The organism is Nocardia sp. NPDC058518 (assembly GCF_042719655.1).
Classification (GTDB): Bacteria; Actinomycetota; Actinomycetes; order Mycobacteriales; family Mycobacteriaceae; genus Nocardia.
Genome location: NZ_JBHXNJ010000016.1, coordinates 69910 through 85243 on the forward strand (window position 1 = coordinate 69910; position 15334 = coordinate 85243).

The following is a 15334-nucleotide window of genomic DNA, read 5'->3' on the forward strand; positions in this document are numbered from 1 at the left end:
TATCATCTTCGGCGCGTAAACGGACCGCAGGCGACCGAACCGCGCGCTAGGTGTCGGCACGCCCGCCGAGTTCCCCGATTTCGCGCGTGCGTTCCTGCCTGGCTCGCGCCGCTTCGCGCTCGTCTGGTGTCAGTTCCCGCAGCGTCTCCGCGTGATCGCCCACGTGCGCCTTGTGCACCGAGCGGTAATACTCTTCGTTGTCCGACTGAGCCATGGTTAGACCTCCGGGAATTCGGTAATCGGGCCGTCGTGCCGCATGAGCCATTCGAGTAGCAGTTCGGCGCGCACGGGGTCACGGGCAAGCACCCCGTATCCGCCGCCGAGGATTCCGTCTACCCACTGGCCCGACCAGCGGCCAATGGCAGCGTCGCCGGTGTGACCGAGGACGAAATACAGCGAGCCGTGTTCGTTGCGGTGGACCTCGACCGCGCGGTAGGTGCCCGCGAGTGACGTGCCGTAGAGCTGCTGGTCTGAGTTCCAGCCGTAATCGCCGGTCGCTCGGAAGTTGACGAACTCGCCCGCGTGCGTCGCCTCGAGTTCGTGGGTGTTGATCGTCGCCTCACCGCGACGGCTGGTCTGCCACACCGCATTCCACTTCCCCGACATGTCCAGCCCGATCGGCATGAGGCCGAGAAGCTGTCCAACGGACATGTCCAGCGCCTTGGCGATGTCGACCAGTCGATCCGACGGCGGGGACGTTTGTGTCTCCCAGCGCTTTACCTGTGTCTCGTTGGTGTCCAGGGCCCTTGCCAGTGCTGCTCTGCTGATTTTCAGCGCCTCGCGCCGAGTGCGCATGTTGCCGCCGATGCTGGTCATATCGCCTTTTCCTGCCCCTGAGTTGGACAAATATGTCTGGACAACTACGTCCAAAGGGTACCCCTGATTGTCTGTCCAACACAGGGGATCTCGTGCTTCACTGTCCAGCAGGGGGACAGAAACGTCCCGACAATTTTGACCCTGTAGGGGACACGATGGGCGCACGTTGGTGGTTCGTGTGGGGCCGCAGCTGGATCGAACGTGAGGCCGTGAGAGAGGCGGACAGGATCATGCGAGACGCAGTAAGGGCGGATGCCGAAACGATGCGCCGCGTTGCCGATGGCCTACGCGAGCAGGACCGGGAGCGGTCGACGTCCGCGACACAAGCCGAAGTAGATGCGGTCATCCGTAGGTGGATGGCCGCTCACCCGGACGGGCTGCGCGCAATAGGCGAATGACCGCGCAGCCCGTGAACAGCGGAACCCCCCACTGCCACAACGGCGGTGGGGGGTTCTGCTATATCAGGCTGTCCGCTGGACCGCGTTCACCGTGCGGCGCAAGGACTCGGACGGTAGCCGCACGTATCGCTGCGTGGTCACCGGCGAGGCGTGGCCTAGTAGTTCCTGCACCACGAGGATGTCTCGGTCGACGCTGTAGGCCACCGTGCCGAACCGGTGCCGAAGCGAGTGCATCGACCACACACCAGGCATCAACCGGGCGATCAGCTTGCCCACCCAAGCCGCCGATAAGTGACCCTTATCGGACCCTGGGAAGGCCCAGCCGGGCGGCAGCTTGCGCAGCTCGGCCGCGAGATCATCCGGTAGCGGCATGTTCCGTGTCTTGCCGCCCTTGCCGTGAACTACCAACGTCCAGCCGTCGAACGTCTGCACAAGGTCATTGCTGTGGACGCGGGCGACCTCACCCCGACGCAACCCGCACTCCGCAGCAAGACGCAGCATCAACCGTTCTCGTGGCTGGGCTGTTGCCAGCGCCCGCGAGTAGACCGGCTCCGGCGCTGGCATCGCGGTCGGATCGGCCGCTTTGACCTTCGGCAGCTTCTCGGCCGGGTTCGTCTCGGTGCGCCCGGCGTCGACTGCCCACCGGTAGAACATCAGCACCGACGATCGGAAGGACCGGCGCGTCTCGCGCTGCCAGTCCTGGGCGCCAGCCCACGCGATCAGCTGATCGGTGGTTACGCCCCATGGCGAGGAGTTCTCGCCCATGCCGCGCGCCAGTCGCCGGATATGGGACAGCCGCGTTGTGCACGTGGTGGCAGGTGCCCCACTGGCGCGCAACGCGGCTGTCCAATCGGTAATGGGATTTGCCCAACCGGCTGGTACTGGCCGGTTGTTCCCCCTCACTCTGGTCATGGGCAAAGATTCGCACAACCGGACTTGGAACCTCCGGATTTAAGACCCACAAAATAATGCCTTGTGGACCTACCTTTTACCAACCTTGTCGTGGTATAGCGACGCGCGATCACAACGCCAATTCCGAATGTGAAATGCCCAGTGCGGCAAGCAGATTGTCCCAGCGCACCGTGTACGCGAGATGCCGCGTTGCATGGTCGGTGCCGAACTGGATTATGTAGTTCTGGCCGGAAGCTTCGGCGAGTCGCAGCAGGATTACCAATTCACTTCGCGTGATCGTCGGCTCATCCTCGGATGTGACCACAGTCACAGTCTTGGCGCTCATGCCGCACGCCCCACGCGGGCAACGCGGGCAACGTCGGCAGCCCACCGGTAGTGATCGAGCTGCGTCACCTGCGGCAACGCGGACCGAGTGCGCTTATCAGCGGGTTCGGGGTTCAAGTCCCTGATGGCGCACAACAGGAAGCCCCTGACCAGGTCAAATGGTCAGGGGCTTCCTTCGTTTCACCGATCGGAGCCGTCACCGACCGCACGTGTATGCGTAGGATGACGCCTGTCTGTAGGGAAGTCCGGTGCGAGTCCGGCGCTGTCCCGCAACTGTGAGGCCCGTGCGCGGGCCGAAGCCAGATACCTGCGGATGAGGTACTGAACACGGTCGTGATCACGTGGGTATTGATCGATGCGCCGAACCGAGCCGTGCTCTAACGGCTTGTTTCCGCATGTCCTCATCGCGTGAGAGCCAGACGCGATAGGAGCTCTTCCCATGCAGTCCTCGACTCTGCGTCGTCGCACGTTCCTGCTCGGTGGCGCGCTCGCCGCGGGCACTGTTCTGGCCGGCTGCAACCGGTCATCGACATCCGCGGACGGTGCGGTCGACACCTTCACCGCGGCCTTCCAGGGTTCGGGTGCGGGCGAAGGCATCGACCCCGGCGTGAACACCTTGTTCATCGACGAGGCCAGGATGAAATCGGTCTACGACGGGTTGTTCGAGATCGATGCGACGATGACACCGATTCCCCGGCTGGCGGTTTCGGCCGAGCCGAACGCCGACGGCACACGATGGCGGATCGCGCTGCGTGAGGCGCGCTGGCACGACGGGAAGGCGTTCACCGCCGATGACGTGCTGTACACGTTCTCGCGGGTGCTCGGCCCGCCACAGCGGCGCCCGTTCATCGCCGCGTCGTCGCTGGCGAACGTCGACCTGGCGCGGAGCCGTGCCGTCGATGCCCGCACCGTCGAGATCGCGCTCACCGAACCGTCTTTCGAGTTCCTGATCGCGCTGTCGGCCTACGGAACCAAGATCGTGCAGAACGGTGCCACCGATTTCGACCGGCCGGTGGGCACCGGCCCGTTCGTGTTCGAGTCCTTCGAAGCGGGAAGGCAGTTCGTCGCCACCGCCAACGATCACTATTGGGACGGCGCACCGGAGATCCGCCGGTTACGGATCGTGAGCGCGGAATCCGACGCCAGGCTCTCGGCCGTGCAGAGCGGCGAGATCGACTACGCCGACAACCTCACACCCTCGGCGGTTCGGACCTTGCAGGGCAAGCGCGGGGTCTCGCTGGGATCGACCCCGAACAGTGGAATCTATTTCTTCGCCATGAAGACCGACCGGGCACCGTTCGATAACCCTGACGTCCGCCGGGCGGTGATGCGGATGCTGGACCGCGACGAACTGGTCAAGGTCGCGCTGGAGGGCCAGGGAGAGGTCGGCAACGATGTTTTCGGCAAGGGCTTCCAGTACTCCGCCGACCTGCCCCAACACAGCTTCGACCCCGACGAGGTGGGGCGCCTGCTCAGTCGTGCCGGGGTGCGCGACCTGTCGTTCGATCTTTTCACCGCGCCCGTCGCGCACGGATTCGTCGAGACGGCAAGGCTTTTCGCCGAGCATGCCGCACGCTGCGGGGTCAAGGTGAATGTCGTCCTCGGCTCGAAGGACACCTACTACACCGACGCGCTCAACACCGGCCAGCTGACGATGGGCCAGTCCGGACCGTTGCCGATTCCGAACCATTTCGCCTCGCGGCTGCTGACCGGTTCACCACAGAATCGGACGAAGTGGTCCGACCCGGAGTTCGACGCCCTGTACGCGAGGGCACAGGCGACACCGACCGAGCAGGCCCGCGCGGCGATCTATCAGACGATGCACGAGATCCTCTACGACAGAGGTGGATTCGTGTTCTTCGGCAATACGGCGTGGAACACTGCCGCCCGCGATCGGTTCCAGAACCTGCCGGACGCCGTGCCCAATTCGCACGGTTGGGCTCGATTCAACCGAGTGGGTGCTCGATGACCGTCCTGAACGCGGCGCGGTACTGGGTCAACCGCTGGGATCGCCGCATCGTGACCAGTATTCGGTAGCGTCCGTGCGTGTTTCGACACCGTATGCCCGATTCCTGGTGCGCCGCAGCGTGATCGGAGCAGGGCAGCTCAGCATACTGATGGTGCTGGTGTTCGGGCTGTCGCTGCTGTTGCCCGGCGACGCGGCCGATGTGCAGAGCAATGATGTACTCGGCGAACAACAGCGGGCGGCGGCACGGCAACTGCTCGGACTCGATGTCGCGCCGGTCAGACGCTTCGCCGACTGGCTCGGTGACGCGGTGACGGGCGACTTCGGTGTCTCCTATGCCAACGGCCGCCCGGTCGCCGAGGTGATCGCGGACCCGTTGCTGACTACCGCGCTGATGGCCGCGCTGGCATTCGTGCTGCTGGTCCCCATCGCTGTCACGGCCGGGTTCGCGGCGGGGCTGCGGCCGGGATCGTGGGTTGATCGCCTCGTCACCACGATCAGTATCGGCCTGGATTCCATTCCGGACTTCGTCCTCGCGGTGCTGTTGGTCAGCTATGTCTCCCTCGAACTCGGCCTGCTCCCCGCGACGTTCCTCGGCACCGACCTCGACACCTTGCTCGACCGGCCGGAGTATCTGGTGCTGCCACTGGTGGTGATGGTCGCCCGCGTCGCCGCTCCCCTGGTTCGGCTCGTGCGCGCCGGGGTGATCGACGTGATCGATCAGCCCTATATCGCCCAGGCCCGACGGCTCGGGGTCGGCCGGGTATCGCTGCTGGCACGCCACGTCGCACCCAACGCGCTCGCGCCCGCGATGCAGGAACTCGGACGCACCGGTGACGGGCTGCTCTCCGGCGTGCTGATCGTCGAGGCGATATTCGTGGTTCCCGGTATCGCCTCGACGCTGATCGGTGCCATCGGTAATCGCGACGACCCGGTGATCCTGGCGATCGTCGCGATCACCGGTGTGATCGCGATCGGGATCAACACCGCCATCGATATCGCCGGGCAACGGATGGTCCCGCATTCGGCCGAAAGCTCGGCCCGATGACCACGCGCCGCTGGATCTACGCGGGCATCGTCGCGGTGCCGCTGATCGTCGCCTCCACCGGTCCGTTCTTCGCCGGCGCCGCGCCGACGCGGCGGCAGGCTCCGTTCGGTCCCTCGGAATGGTCCCCGTTCGGCACCGATCGGCTCGGACGTGATGTCCTGGCCGCGGCACTCACCGGTGGGCAGACCTTCATCCTCATCGCGGCCGTCACCGTCGCGCTCGCCTACGTCGTCGGCGCGGCGATCGGTCTCGCCGCCGCGGCGGCACCTCGAGCGTGGATCGACGAATTGCTGATGCGTCCGATCGACGTGATGCTCTGTCTGCCTTCGCTGCTCATCATCATGGTGGCGGCCCTGCGCACGCGCGGGTCCGCGGTGGCGATCGCGTGCGCGATCGGACTCGCGCTGATCGCGCCGATCACCCGTTTCGTCCGGATGGCGGCCAAGGGGACAGTGCGCGGCCCGGTGATGGACGCGCTGCGGATGCAGGGTGAGAGCCGCACCTTCCGCTACGGGAACTACACCGCCAGGGCGATGGCCCGGCCGATCGCCGCCGACCTCGCTATCCGCTTCACCGCCGCCGTCTATTTCCTCGCTTCGGCGAACTTCCTCGGCCTCGGCTTCGACACCACCTCCACCGACTGGGCGGTGTCGGTGGCCGCCAACAAGGACGCGCTGACCATCGCCCCCTGGTCGGTCGTCCTGCCGGGCGGGCTGATCGTGCTGCTCATCATCGGGATCAATCTGCTCGCCGACGACATGCTCGCTGACCCACGCACCCTGGCCGCTCGGCGGGCAGTCCGGGCGGACCGGCATGGCTGATACCGAGGAACCTCTCATCCGGGTGCGCGGTCTGCGGGTCAGCGCAGGCGAGACCGTGCTCGTCGACGGGGTCGACCTCGACGTACACGGCGGCGAGATCGTGACACTGTTCGGGCCCTCCGGTGCGGGCAAGACCACCATCGCTACCGCGCTCGCCGGTGTTCCGGCGGCGGGCACCGTCGTCTCCGGACAGGTTCTCCACGGTCGCCGCGGCGCGGTCCGCATCGGCTACCTCCCCCAGAACGCGGCGGGGACACTGAATCCCGCCCGCAGGATCGGCACCGCACTCGGCGAACTCGATCGAATCCGCCGACGCCGCAACGGGATCCGCGGGAGCAGTCGAGCCGAGCGGCAACGTCGCATCGCCGAGACCTTGGCGGCCGCGGCCTTCGATATCGACGCACTCGGTGGCGTCCTGCGGAAATATCCGTTCGAGTTCTCCGGTGGCGAACGTGCCCGGCTCGCCCTGGCCCAGGTACTGACCTTCGACCCCGACGTGCTCGTAGTAGACGAGCCGACCGTGGGGCTGGACCCGATCGCGCGCGCGAAACTGCTCACCGGGCTCGATGATCTGCGCCGCGCGGGCAAGGCCGTCGTTCTCGTCACCCATGACACGTTCGCCCTCGAACAGGTCAGTGATCGCACCCTGTTCATCCGTCACGGCCGTCTCCACGAAACCGGCGAACTACCGGTAGCGGTGACCACCGGGCCTCTCGATCGAACGCCGAAAGCACCGGCCGAGCCCGCGTTGCGGGTACGCGAAGTATCGGTGTCGTACCGCGGTTCGACCGTCCTGCACGCCGTCGACCTCGAACTGCGTCGCGGCGAGATGCTGGCCATGATCGGTGCGTCCGGCGCGGGCAAGTCGACGATCGGCCGCTGCATCGCCGGACTCGTCACCCCGGACGTGGGCGAAGTACGCCTCGACGACCGCCCGCTGCCGTCGCTACGGCGACGCACCCGAGCCCAGATCGCCGCGGTGCAGTACGTCTGGCAGGAGTCCGCCGCGTCGTTCGACCCGCGCCGCACCGTCCTCGACCAAGTCGCCGCCACCGCGATCCGGCTGACCGGCACCGACCGTGCCCGCGCGACGGCGGACGCGCTCGAGATACTGCACCACCTGGGAATCGACCACCATCAAGCCGAGCGTTATCCGGCCGGGTTGTCAGGTGGCCAGTTGCAGCGTGCCGCGCTGGCCAGGGCACTGGGCGCCCGGCCACGAGTCCTCGTGTGTGACGAGATCACCACGTCGCTGGATCAGCCTCTGGCCCAACGGATTCTGGACCACCTCGACGAGTACCGGCACCGCACCGGCGCCGCGGTGCTGGTGATCAGTCACGACCTGCGCGGTTACCTGCCCCGCGCGGATCGGGTCGCGGTCGTCGACGCCGGACGAATCATCGAAACGGGCTCACCCGCAACCGCTCTCGACCGTTAGCTCAGCCGGACTCCGCGAGCCGGGTGGCGTCGCATCGGGCGCGCATCACCGCATCGGCGCGGGGTTGCGCCGGTGCGCGCGGGTGATGCGCGCGGTTGACATCCATGAGGCCGTCGAGGGCGTCGCGAGCACGGGTGAGTTCGGCGATGTGGTCGGTCAACCGGTCACGTTCCTGAGCCATCCGCTCGAAGGCGAGCTCGGAATTCTGCTCGCTGGGAGCGTCCACACAGCGCAGCAGCTGGGAGATCGTGCGGCTGGACACCCCGGCCGCGTACAGCCGGCGCAGCAGCAGCACCCGGTCGACGTGGTCGAGGGTGTAATGCCGTTGGCCGCTGGGACTTCGAGTGCTGGTCAGCAGCCCCTGTTCCTCGTAGTAGCGCAGCGACCGGACACTGACTCCCGTGTTGGTGGACAACTCCCCGATCCGCACAGGTTCCTCCTCGTGATCTGCGACACAGACCGTTGCCTCTCACATCCGTGTCAGCTTTTAGCGTAGATCTATCGCCGGCAACCCGGCGAGTCGGACTATCTGGAGAAGCGACATGGCATCCCTATTCGAAAGCTCTCGGCTCGGTGACCTGGTACTGCCCAACCGCGTGGTGATGGCCCCGATGAGCAGGGTCCGCGCCGCCGCGGGCGGCCTGGCCACCCCATCGATGGCCAGTTACTACGCTCAGCGGGCGACCGCCGGCTTGATCGTGAGCGAGGGAACGCACCCGAACCCGGTGGGACAATCCAATCCGGGCACCCCCGGACTGCACACCGACGAACAGGTCGCGGCGTGGCGGCAGGTGACCGACGCGGTGCACGTCAACGGTGGCCGCATCTTCGCCCAGATCATGCACGGCGGGCGGGTCTCCCACCCTGACACCACCGGACTGCAGCCGGTCGGCCCGTCCGCCGTGCCCGCTACCGGCGAAGTGTTCACCCCCACCGGACCACAGCCCGTGCCCGTGCCGCGCGCCCTGGACATCGCCGAGATCCCCGAGCACGTCGAGGCCTACGCCGAGTCAGCGCGCCGGGCCGTCGACGCCGGTTTCGACGGCGTCGAACTGCACGGTGCGAACGGGTATCTGATCTCGCAGTTCCTGTCCTCGAACGCGAACCTGCGCACCGACCGCTTCGGCGGTTCGATCCGCAACCGCATCCGGTTCGCCGTCGAGGCGGTCGCCGCCACCGTCGACGCGGTCGGTGCGACCAGGACCGGTATCCGCCTGTCCCCGGGCGGGGAGTTCTGGGGTGTGGCGGAAACCGATGTCCCCGCGCTGTACCGCGAGTTGCTGACCGAACTCGCTCGCCTCGATCCGGCCTATGTCCATCTGGAGGCGACCACCGACCACGAGGTGCTGCTGAAGTTGCGGCGGACATGGCCGGGCACGCTCATCATGAACCCGGTGCTGCCGATGGGACCGAAGCAGACCGGACTCACCGAGGCCGAGCACTGGCTGGAACTCGGCGCGGATCTCATCAGTTTCGGTCGAGCCTTCCTCGCCAACCCGGATCTCGTCGAACGATTGCGCAACCACCTGCCACTCGCACCGGCGGACGAATCGACCTACTACCAGGGCGGAGACAACGGCTACCTGACCTACCCGGCGCATCAGTACGCCGCATGAGCCAGTTCGAGTGACGGCGCACCAACGACCGCATCCCGGCAGTTACCACAACTGCCGGGATGCGGTCGTTCTGCTGCGGGTCGCCTGCCAGACGACGGTCACGGTCTCGTTATCGAACCGCCATGGAGAATCCCGCGCTCGAGCGCTCAGACCCCGGTTCGGACTCCCCCGAGCTGCGCAAACCCCCGCAAAACCCGATTCGGGCGAACTATTTTTGTGACGGCCACCACGTAGTTCGGAGTTCTAAACCTCCTGCATACATAACGATTCTGCAACTGCCCGGAAAGGAAACAAGATCGGCAACGTTTGCCGTTCAAGTTTCGTTTACCTTGCGTTAACCCTTCGTGACCATTCTGTCATCAGGTCACAAACGGACCTGCGGTTTGGTTAGCCCGGAAGTATCCAACCTCCGATAGCACCGAACAGCGCGTGGTCTCCCCGCAGCCAGCTGTGGAGCACCGTGCGACGCCAGCGATGAACTGCCACCGAGCGTTCGTCCCCCGACAGTGTCGCACCTTCCCCATACAGACAGAAACAACGCATCGCCTGACCGGCGTGTACTCCCGTGCGCGCTGCGCGATCCATCGCGCCCTCCTCCAGGGCCTGCGTCGCCAGACAGAGATGAAGGAACAGAAGAAACATGCTCATCAAAGACAAGCTCAGCACCGTTATCGGCCGTCGCTCGCGCCGTGAGGCGTTCACCGTGGCAGTTGCCGCGGTCGGTCTGGTCGCCGTAGCCGCGTCCTCCGCCGTCTCGTTCGCCGACGACAGCGTCCCCGAGCGTGCCGCCATCGTCGAGCAGGTGGAGAACATCCCCGCCGTCGGCGCCGCACCTGCTGTTCAGGCCATCCCGGCGCCCGCGCCGCAGGCCGCTCCGGCCCCCGCGCCGCAGGCCGCTCCGGCTCCCGAGGTCGCCCCGGCCCCGATGCCCGAGGTGAAGTCCTACGAGGACAACCTGCACGGCTGGATCACCGAGGCTCTCGACATCATGGCCGCCAAGGGCATCCCCGGCAGCTACGAGGGCATCCACCGCAACATCATGCGTGAGTCGACCGGTAACCCCCAGGCGATCAACCTGTGGGACATCAATGCGATCAACGGCATCCCCTCCAAGGGCCTGCTCCAGGTGATCGACCCCACCTTCGCGGCCTACCACGTCGAGGGCACTCCCTTCGACGTGTGGAACCCGGTGTCCAACATCGTCGCGGCCTGCAACTACGCGGCCAACCGCTACGGCTCGATGGACAACGTCAACAGCGCGTACTGATACAACCGTCAAACAGACGGGGTAACGCCCCCGCTCCGGTCATCGCCGACCGGAGCGGGGGCGTTTCGTCGTAGAATCGCCGTCGTGCCAGACAGCGCCGATCAGGCACCCGATCACGCGCATTCCGACGCGGCCACCGCCAGCCGCGTCGCCAAAGCCCGCCGCATGGCCGCCTACGCCTGGTCGCGTGACATCCGCAGCGCCGAACTCCTCGCCCTGCCCGCGACCACCCTGCGCAAGCTGGCCCGCGCCGCCGGCACCAACCCGCCGAGCACCGGCGAGACCTGGCAGGTGGTCGCCGACCTCCTCGACCAGAAGGACGCCTGGGCGGCCCGCAACCCCGAGCACGCCGCCGCGGTGCGCACACACGCTGACGAGAAACTGCTGTGGGTGAAGCCCCCGGTGAAGCCGTGGACAGCGGAGTCCTAGCGATACCGGCTCAGGCGAGCAGCAGCCCGACGGCCAGCGCGAGCATGATCACCGCGATCAGCGAATCGAGGACACGCCACGCGATCGGACGCGCGAAGAGCGGACCGAGCCTGCGAGCACCGTAGCCGAGGGCAACGAACCAGATGACGCTGGCGAGCATGGCGCCCGCGGCCAGGAACCAGCGGTCGGGCGAGGCGTAGGTGCTGGCGAAGGAACCGAGCAGGACCAGCGTGTCGAGATACACGTGCGGATTGAGCCAGGTCAGAGCCAGGCCGGTGAGCACGGACGCACCGACGGCCACCGAGGCGCCCGCCGCTTCGGCGATCAAGGCCGACGAACCGAGGGCGCGCCGGGCCGCCAGCAGCGCGTAGCCGACCAGGAAGACCGCCCCCGCGTACCGGGCAACGGTCAGCACCGCCGGAAACGACTCGACGATCGTCCCGAAGCCGGCCACCCCCGCGCCGATCAACACGATGTCGGACACCGCGCACACCGCGATCACCGGCAACACGTGCTGCCCACGCACCCCTTGGCGCAGCACGAACGCGTTCTGCGCGCCGATCGCCACGATGAGCGAGAGCCCGAAGCCCAATCCGGAGAGGGCGGCCAACGCCGCCGATGATGCCGTCACTCCTTCGACGTTAAGAGAGCGTCAATTTTCAGTCCAGCTAATGATTCTTCACAACCATTAGAGTTGCTTATGTGGATCTCCAGCTCGACCAGTTGCGCGCGCTCAACGCCGTGCTCACCGAGGGCACCTTCGACGCGGCCGCGCGCAGGCTCAACCTCACTCCGTCGGCGATCAGCCAGCGCATCAAGGCACTGGAGGAATCAGCCGGAAGGGTGCTGGTGCAACGCTCGAAACCGGTGCGCCCCACCGAATCCGGGCTCGCGGTGCTGCGATTGGCCAGGCAGGTGGAATTGCTCGCCGGCGATACCGCGCGCGAACTCGGCGATGCCGACCGCCCCGCCGACCGGCCGATCCGCATCCCGATCGCCGTCAACGCCGACTCACTCGAATCGTGGGTGATGCCCGCACTCGCGAGCGTGCCCGCCGGGATCTCCTTCGACCTGCACCGCGAAGACGAGGAACACACCACCCAGTTGCTGCGCGACGGCACAGTGACAGCCGCGATCACCGCGACCGCGACGCCGGTACAGGGCTGCACCGTGACCCCGCTGGGCGCGATGCGCTATCGCCCGACGGCGACCCCGCGGTTCGTCCGCACCTGGTTTCCCGACGGCCCGACCCCGGCCGCCTACACCCACGCGCCCGTCGTGCACTTCGACCGCAAAGACGATCTGCAATTCCGCCAGCTACGCCGCCGCACCCGTCGCCAGGTCGATCCGCCGGGTCATTACGTGCCGTCGTCGAGCGCGTTCGCCGACGCGGTGCGGCTCGGACTCGGCTGGGGCATGCTGCCCGACCTGCAAACCGAGAAGGATCGCACCGCAGGCACTTTGGTGAACATCGAGGGCGACTCCCACATCGATGTCCCGCTGTACTGGCAGCAGTGGAAACTCCACTCCCCCGCCCTCACCGCCGTCGCCACCGCGATCGCCGCGGCCGCGGCATCCGCGCTCACGACGCCGGGTTAGCTAACGAACCGTCTCATCGAGATCCGGAACCACGCTCAGCCCCCACTGATTGGCACAGCCGGTACACACCCACGTTCCGTTCATCTCCTGATAGGTGTACTCGTAGTCGCAGGCGGGGCAGTTCGAGGAATCACGCATGACAGATCCTTGTGAGTGGTGAATTATCGAGCAGCGGAGAGGAATTCGATCAGGATGCGATTGACCTCATCGGGCCGCTCCAGATACCCATAGTGCCCACACCGTTCGATCTCGGTGTAGGTAGCCGTCGGGATCGCCTCGGCGACCTCCCGGCAGAACTGAGGCGGCACCATCTGATCATCGGCGAACCCGACAACCAAGCTGGGTACCGAGATCCCCCGATACGCCGCCCGCCGATCCTGCGACCGATCCATCCCCGCTTGCGCCCGAGTCCCGGGAGTTCCCTTCCCCGAAGTGAATTCGAAGATATCGAGCCACTCCTGTGCCTTGGCCGGATCGGCCAGGGTGTGCGGCGACAGATTGATCATCGCCTTGACCGCGGCCGCGTACTCCGGCGGCAACTGGATCCCCTTGTCGAACAACGCCTGCTCCCCCTTGCTGAGGGCGCTCGTCACCGGATGCGGACGCGCGGTGGCCGCGAACATCACGGCCTTGCGCAGCAGCTCCGGCCGAACCAACGCGAGCTCGGCGACAATCCGCGATCCCATCGAGGTACCGACCACATGCGCTGGGGCACCGAGGTGTTCGATCAGCGCGGCGGTGTCACCGACCAGTTGCGCCATGGTGATTCCGCCGGCCGACTCCGACGACGGCGCGATCCCCCGATTGTCGACAGTCGCGACGGTGAAACCCGCCTCGACCAGGGCAGGCACCTGATAGTTGCGCCAGACACGTCCAGGACTCCCACTACCCATCACGAGCAGGACAAGCGGTCCCGAACCGGTGACGTCGTAGTTGAGCTGAATGCCGTTGAGCGAGGCGATGGGCATATCTCAACCTACCGCCACCGGGGGCGGGGTCTGCAGCGAGGACAACCACGCAGCATCATCTGACCGACACCGCGCACAGCATGCCCATTGAAACGATGAACCCGGCTGCCTTCATGCACCACCCCTGCGTGCGAAGTTCGAGCTCTGTCCACTGCGCATCGGGCTGTGGGCCTGAATCGTTAACCGGCCGAATCGCTTCGGGCCTCGCCTGCCGCTGTCACCTTCGCGGCCAGCGAGCGGATCGCCGCGCTTTCCGCATCGGTCATCCGGTCGATGAACAACTCCCGCACCAATTCGACGTGCTCGGGCGCGGCTTCGCGCAACACCTCGCGTCCGGCCTCGGTCAGCGAGACGACGATTCCGCGCGCGTCGTCCTCGGCGGGCACCCGAGCGACGAGTCCACGCGTGGCCATCCGGGCCAGCTGCTTGGACAACCGGGACTTGTCCCAGCAGACCTTTGCGGCGAGCTCCTTGGCCCGCAGACATCCCTCGGGTGTCGCCGACAGCGGCACCAACAGCTCGTAGTCGGCCATTGATAGTCCGTGTTCGGCCAGGCCCGCGGCCAGGACGGCGTCCAGTCGCTGGCGCATCAGGATGTAGGACTGCCAGGTCTGCTGCTCTTCTTCGGACAACCATCGGGGCACGGGAATGATTCTAGAACGTAGTTGGTTGACATGGAAACCAACTACGTAGCACCCAGGAGGCACCCCATGCCAGCTATCACCGTCGACGACATCATGGTGCTGCCCCGGCTGCCCCGTCCCGATGTCACCGAGACCCAGCGTCCGGTTCGCCAGATCGTCACCGCCGCGCGCCAGCAGGAAGGTGCCGGATTCGAGGTGACCCGGCCGTTCCCCAGCGTCGACCTGCGCTCGGCCGACCCGTTCATCCTGCTCGACCAGATGGGCCCGGTGGCCTACGAGCCGTACGAGGCCAAGGGCGCGCCGTGGCATCCACACCGCGGCTTCGAAACCGTCACGTACATGCTCGACGGCACCATGGTCCACCACGATTCCCAAGGTGGTGGCGGCGTGATCGGCGAGGGCGACACACAGTGGATGACCGCGGGCTCCGGCATGCTGCACGACGAACTGCCCGAGGAGAAGCTCGTGATCTCCGGCGGCACGTTTCACGGAATCCAGCTGTGGGTGAACCTGCCGCGATCGAACAAGTTCGCCACCCCGCGCTACCAGGACCTGCGCGCGAGTGAACTGACCCTGGTCAGCTCGCACGACGGCGGTGCGCTCGTGCGCGTCATCGCCGGTGAGGTCGCCGGATTCGCGGGCCCCGGTTCCACCTACACCCCGATCGCCTACGCCCACGCCTCGCTCGTGCCCGGCGCCCAGCTGGAAACACCATGGCCGAAGGACTTCACCGCGATGGCCTATGTGCTGTCGGGCAGCGGCACGGTCGGCGTCGATCGCAGGCCGATCAGCGCCGGGCAACTGGTGGTCTTCGGCAAGGGCGACGCCATCACCCTGACCGCCGACCTCACCCAGCACAGCACCACCGGCGATCTCGAGGTCCTGCTCCTCGGCGGAACTCCCTTGCGCGAACCGGTGATTCAATACGGTCCGTTCGTCATGAACACTCGCCAGGAAATCATCGACGCGATGGAGGATTTCAACGCGGGCCGAATGGGCACCATCCCGGCCGAACACCTGACCGGACACCGGCTGGGCGAATAACCGACCACGACTCGCGGCGAATCCCCCTCCCCGTGCGGTTGACA

18 protein-coding genes and 1 riboswitch are annotated in these 15334 nt (G+C 66.4%); of the genes, 9 read left to right on the forward strand and 9 right to left on the reverse strand.

Annotated features, from left to right (window positions below):
• Positions 1 to 46: 46 nt before the first annotated feature.
• The 4 genes from ACFWPX_RS25020 to ACFWPX_RS25035 form a co-directional block, all read right to left on the reverse strand.
• On the reverse strand, positions 47 to 214 hold the full coding sequence (locus tag ACFWPX_RS25020) for a hypothetical protein (RefSeq protein ID WP_378929519.1): 168 nt from the start codon (positions 212 to 214) through the stop codon (positions 47 to 49).
• Positions 215 to 216: 2 nt separating this feature from the next.
• A complete protein-coding gene (locus ACFWPX_RS25025; protein WP_378929522.1) occupies positions 217 to 816 on the reverse strand; it encodes a helix-turn-helix domain-containing protein in 600 nt (199 codons plus the stop codon).
• Between the two features lie 461 nt (positions 817 to 1277).
• Positions 1278 to 1979 (reverse strand): tyrosine-type recombinase/integrase, encoded by a 702-nt coding sequence (locus ACFWPX_RS25030; protein WP_378929525.1) that lies wholly within the window; start codon positions 1977 to 1979, stop codon positions 1278 to 1280.
• A gap of 256 nt (positions 1980 to 2235) precedes the next feature.
• On the reverse strand, positions 2236 to 2451 hold the full coding sequence (locus tag ACFWPX_RS25035; RefSeq protein WP_378929528.1) for a hypothetical protein: 216 nt from the start codon (positions 2449 to 2451) through the stop codon (positions 2236 to 2238).
• Between the two features lie 197 nt (positions 2452 to 2648).
• Positions 2649 to 2780, forward strand: a riboswitch (cobalamin riboswitch).
• A gap of 109 nt (positions 2781 to 2889) precedes the next feature.
• Here ACFWPX_RS25035 and ACFWPX_RS25040 point away from each other — a divergent pair.
• From ACFWPX_RS25040 to ACFWPX_RS25055, 4 genes are all read left to right on the forward strand, one after another.
• Positions 2890 to 4419 carry an ABC transporter substrate-binding protein gene (locus ACFWPX_RS25040; RefSeq protein ID WP_378929531.1) on the forward strand — a complete coding sequence of 510 codons (1530 nt, stop codon included), beginning with the start codon at positions 2890 to 2892 and terminating at the stop codon, positions 4417 to 4419.
• A gap of 73 nt (positions 4420 to 4492) precedes the next feature.
• On the forward strand, positions 4493 to 5464 hold the full coding sequence (locus tag ACFWPX_RS25045; protein WP_378929534.1) for an ABC transporter permease: 972 nt from the start codon (positions 4493 to 4495) through the stop codon (positions 5462 to 5464).
• Positions 5461 to 6285, forward strand: a complete 825-nt coding sequence (locus ACFWPX_RS25050) for an ABC transporter permease (RefSeq protein ID WP_378929536.1) — start codon at positions 5461 to 5463, stop codon at positions 6283 to 6285. The genes ACFWPX_RS25045 and ACFWPX_RS25050 overlap by 4 nt, the downstream gene beginning before the upstream one ends.
• Entirely contained in the window at positions 6278 to 7723 is a 1446-nt protein-coding gene (locus ACFWPX_RS25055) for an ABC transporter ATP-binding protein (RefSeq protein ID WP_378929538.1), read from the forward strand. Before ACFWPX_RS25050 ends, ACFWPX_RS25055 begins: the two co-directional genes overlap by 8 nt.
• Position 7724: 1 nt before the next feature.
• Here the strand turns inward: ACFWPX_RS25055 and ACFWPX_RS25060 are convergent, their stop codons facing one another.
• Positions 7725 to 8153, reverse strand: a complete 429-nt coding sequence (locus ACFWPX_RS25060; protein ID WP_378918326.1) for a MerR family transcriptional regulator — start codon at positions 8151 to 8153, stop codon at positions 7725 to 7727.
• Between the two features lie 112 nt (positions 8154 to 8265).
• On the opposite strand from ACFWPX_RS25060, the gene ACFWPX_RS25065 reads away from it, so the two are divergent.
• The 3 genes from ACFWPX_RS25065 to ACFWPX_RS25075 all read left to right on the forward strand — a co-directional run bounded on the left by ACFWPX_RS25065 (position 8266) and on the right by ACFWPX_RS25075 (position 11035).
• Positions 8266 to 9339, forward strand: a complete 1074-nt coding sequence (locus tag ACFWPX_RS25065) for an alkene reductase (RefSeq protein WP_378929541.1) — start codon at positions 8266 to 8268, stop codon at positions 9337 to 9339.
• A gap of 640 nt (positions 9340 to 9979) precedes the next feature.
• Positions 9980 to 10606, forward strand: a complete 627-nt coding sequence (locus ACFWPX_RS25070; RefSeq protein WP_378918330.1) for a transglycosylase SLT domain-containing protein — start codon at positions 9980 to 9982, stop codon at positions 10604 to 10606.
• A gap of 84 nt (positions 10607 to 10690) precedes the next feature.
• A complete protein-coding gene (locus ACFWPX_RS25075; RefSeq protein WP_378929544.1) occupies positions 10691 to 11035 on the forward strand; it encodes a hypothetical protein in 345 nt (114 codons plus the stop codon).
• A gap of 10 nt (positions 11036 to 11045) precedes the next feature.
• Here ACFWPX_RS25075 and ACFWPX_RS25080 read toward each other — a convergent pair whose 3' ends face one another.
• On the reverse strand, positions 11046 to 11666 hold the full coding sequence (locus ACFWPX_RS25080; RefSeq protein WP_378929547.1) for a LysE/ArgO family amino acid transporter: 621 nt from the start codon (positions 11664 to 11666) through the stop codon (positions 11046 to 11048).
• Between the two features lie 71 nt (positions 11667 to 11737).
• Between ACFWPX_RS25080 and ACFWPX_RS25085 the strand changes: the two genes are divergently transcribed.
• Positions 11738 to 12634: a LysR family transcriptional regulator ArgP gene (locus tag ACFWPX_RS25085; protein WP_378929550.1), complete on the forward strand. Its 897-nt coding sequence runs from the start codon at positions 11738 to 11740 to the stop codon at positions 12632 to 12634.
• Here ACFWPX_RS25085 and ACFWPX_RS25090 read toward each other — a convergent pair whose 3' ends face one another.
• From ACFWPX_RS25090 to ACFWPX_RS25100, 3 genes are all read right to left on the reverse strand, one after another.
• Positions 12635 to 12772 (reverse strand): hypothetical protein, encoded by a 138-nt coding sequence (locus ACFWPX_RS25090; protein WP_378929553.1) that lies wholly within the window; start codon positions 12770 to 12772, stop codon positions 12635 to 12637.
• Between the two features lie 23 nt (positions 12773 to 12795).
• Complete coding sequence (locus ACFWPX_RS25095; protein WP_378929556.1) at positions 12796 to 13602, reverse strand: alpha/beta fold hydrolase; 807 nt, start codon at positions 13600 to 13602, stop codon at positions 12796 to 12798.
• Between the two features lie 179 nt (positions 13603 to 13781).
• Positions 13782 to 14246 carry a MarR family winged helix-turn-helix transcriptional regulator gene (locus tag ACFWPX_RS25100; RefSeq protein ID WP_378929559.1) on the reverse strand — a complete coding sequence of 155 codons (465 nt, stop codon included), beginning with the start codon at positions 14244 to 14246 and terminating at the stop codon, positions 13782 to 13784.
• A 66-nt stretch (positions 14247 to 14312) separates the two neighbouring features.
• On the opposite strand from ACFWPX_RS25100, the gene ACFWPX_RS25105 reads away from it, so the two are divergent.
• Positions 14313 to 15290, forward strand: a complete 978-nt coding sequence (locus ACFWPX_RS25105) for a pirin family protein (RefSeq protein ID WP_378929562.1) — start codon at positions 14313 to 14315, stop codon at positions 15288 to 15290.
• Positions 15291 to 15334 lie beyond the last annotated feature (44 nt).

Excerpts from the sequence above, each read along its gene's own strand:
- ACFWPX_RS25070 (WP_378918330.1), top strand. The coding sequence starts at position 9,980 with ATGCTCATCAAAGACAAGCTCAGCACCGTTATCGGCCGTCGCTCGCGC.
- ACFWPX_RS25065 (WP_378929541.1), top strand. The coding sequence starts at position 8,266 with ATGGCATCCCTATTCGAAAGCTCTCGGCTCGGTGACCTGGTACTGCCC.
- ACFWPX_RS25025 (WP_378929522.1), bottom strand. The coding sequence starts at position 816 with ATGACCAGCATCGGCGGCAACATGCGCACTCGGCGCGAGGCGCTGAAA.
- ACFWPX_RS25055 (WP_378929538.1), top strand. The coding sequence starts at position 6,278 with ATGGCTGATACCGAGGAACCTCTCATCCGGGTGCGCGGTCTGCGGGTC.
- ACFWPX_RS25095 (WP_378929556.1), bottom strand. The coding sequence starts at position 13,602 with ATGCCCATCGCCTCGCTCAACGGCATTCAGCTCAACTACGACGTCACC.
- ACFWPX_RS25050 (WP_378929536.1), top strand. The coding sequence starts at position 5,461 with ATGACCACGCGCCGCTGGATCTACGCGGGCATCGTCGCGGTGCCGCTG.
- ACFWPX_RS25030 (WP_378929525.1), bottom strand. The coding sequence starts at position 1,979 with ATGGGCGAGAACTCCTCGCCATGGGGCGTAACCACCGATCAGCTGATC.
- ACFWPX_RS25090 (WP_378929553.1), bottom strand. The coding sequence starts at position 12,772 with ATGCGTGATTCCTCGAACTGCCCCGCCTGCGACTACGAGTACACCTAT.
- ACFWPX_RS25040 (WP_378929531.1), top strand. The coding sequence starts at position 2,890 with ATGCAGTCCTCGACTCTGCGTCGTCGCACGTTCCTGCTCGGTGGCGCG.
- ACFWPX_RS25105 (WP_378929562.1), top strand. The coding sequence starts at position 14,313 with ATGCCAGCTATCACCGTCGACGACATCATGGTGCTGCCCCGGCTGCCC.
- ACFWPX_RS25035 (WP_378929528.1), bottom strand. The coding sequence starts at position 2,451 with ATGAGCGCCAAGACTGTGACTGTGGTCACATCCGAGGATGAGCCGACG.
- ACFWPX_RS25020 (WP_378929519.1), bottom strand. The coding sequence starts at position 214 with ATGGCTCAGTCGGACAACGAAGAGTATTACCGCTCGGTGCACAAGGCG.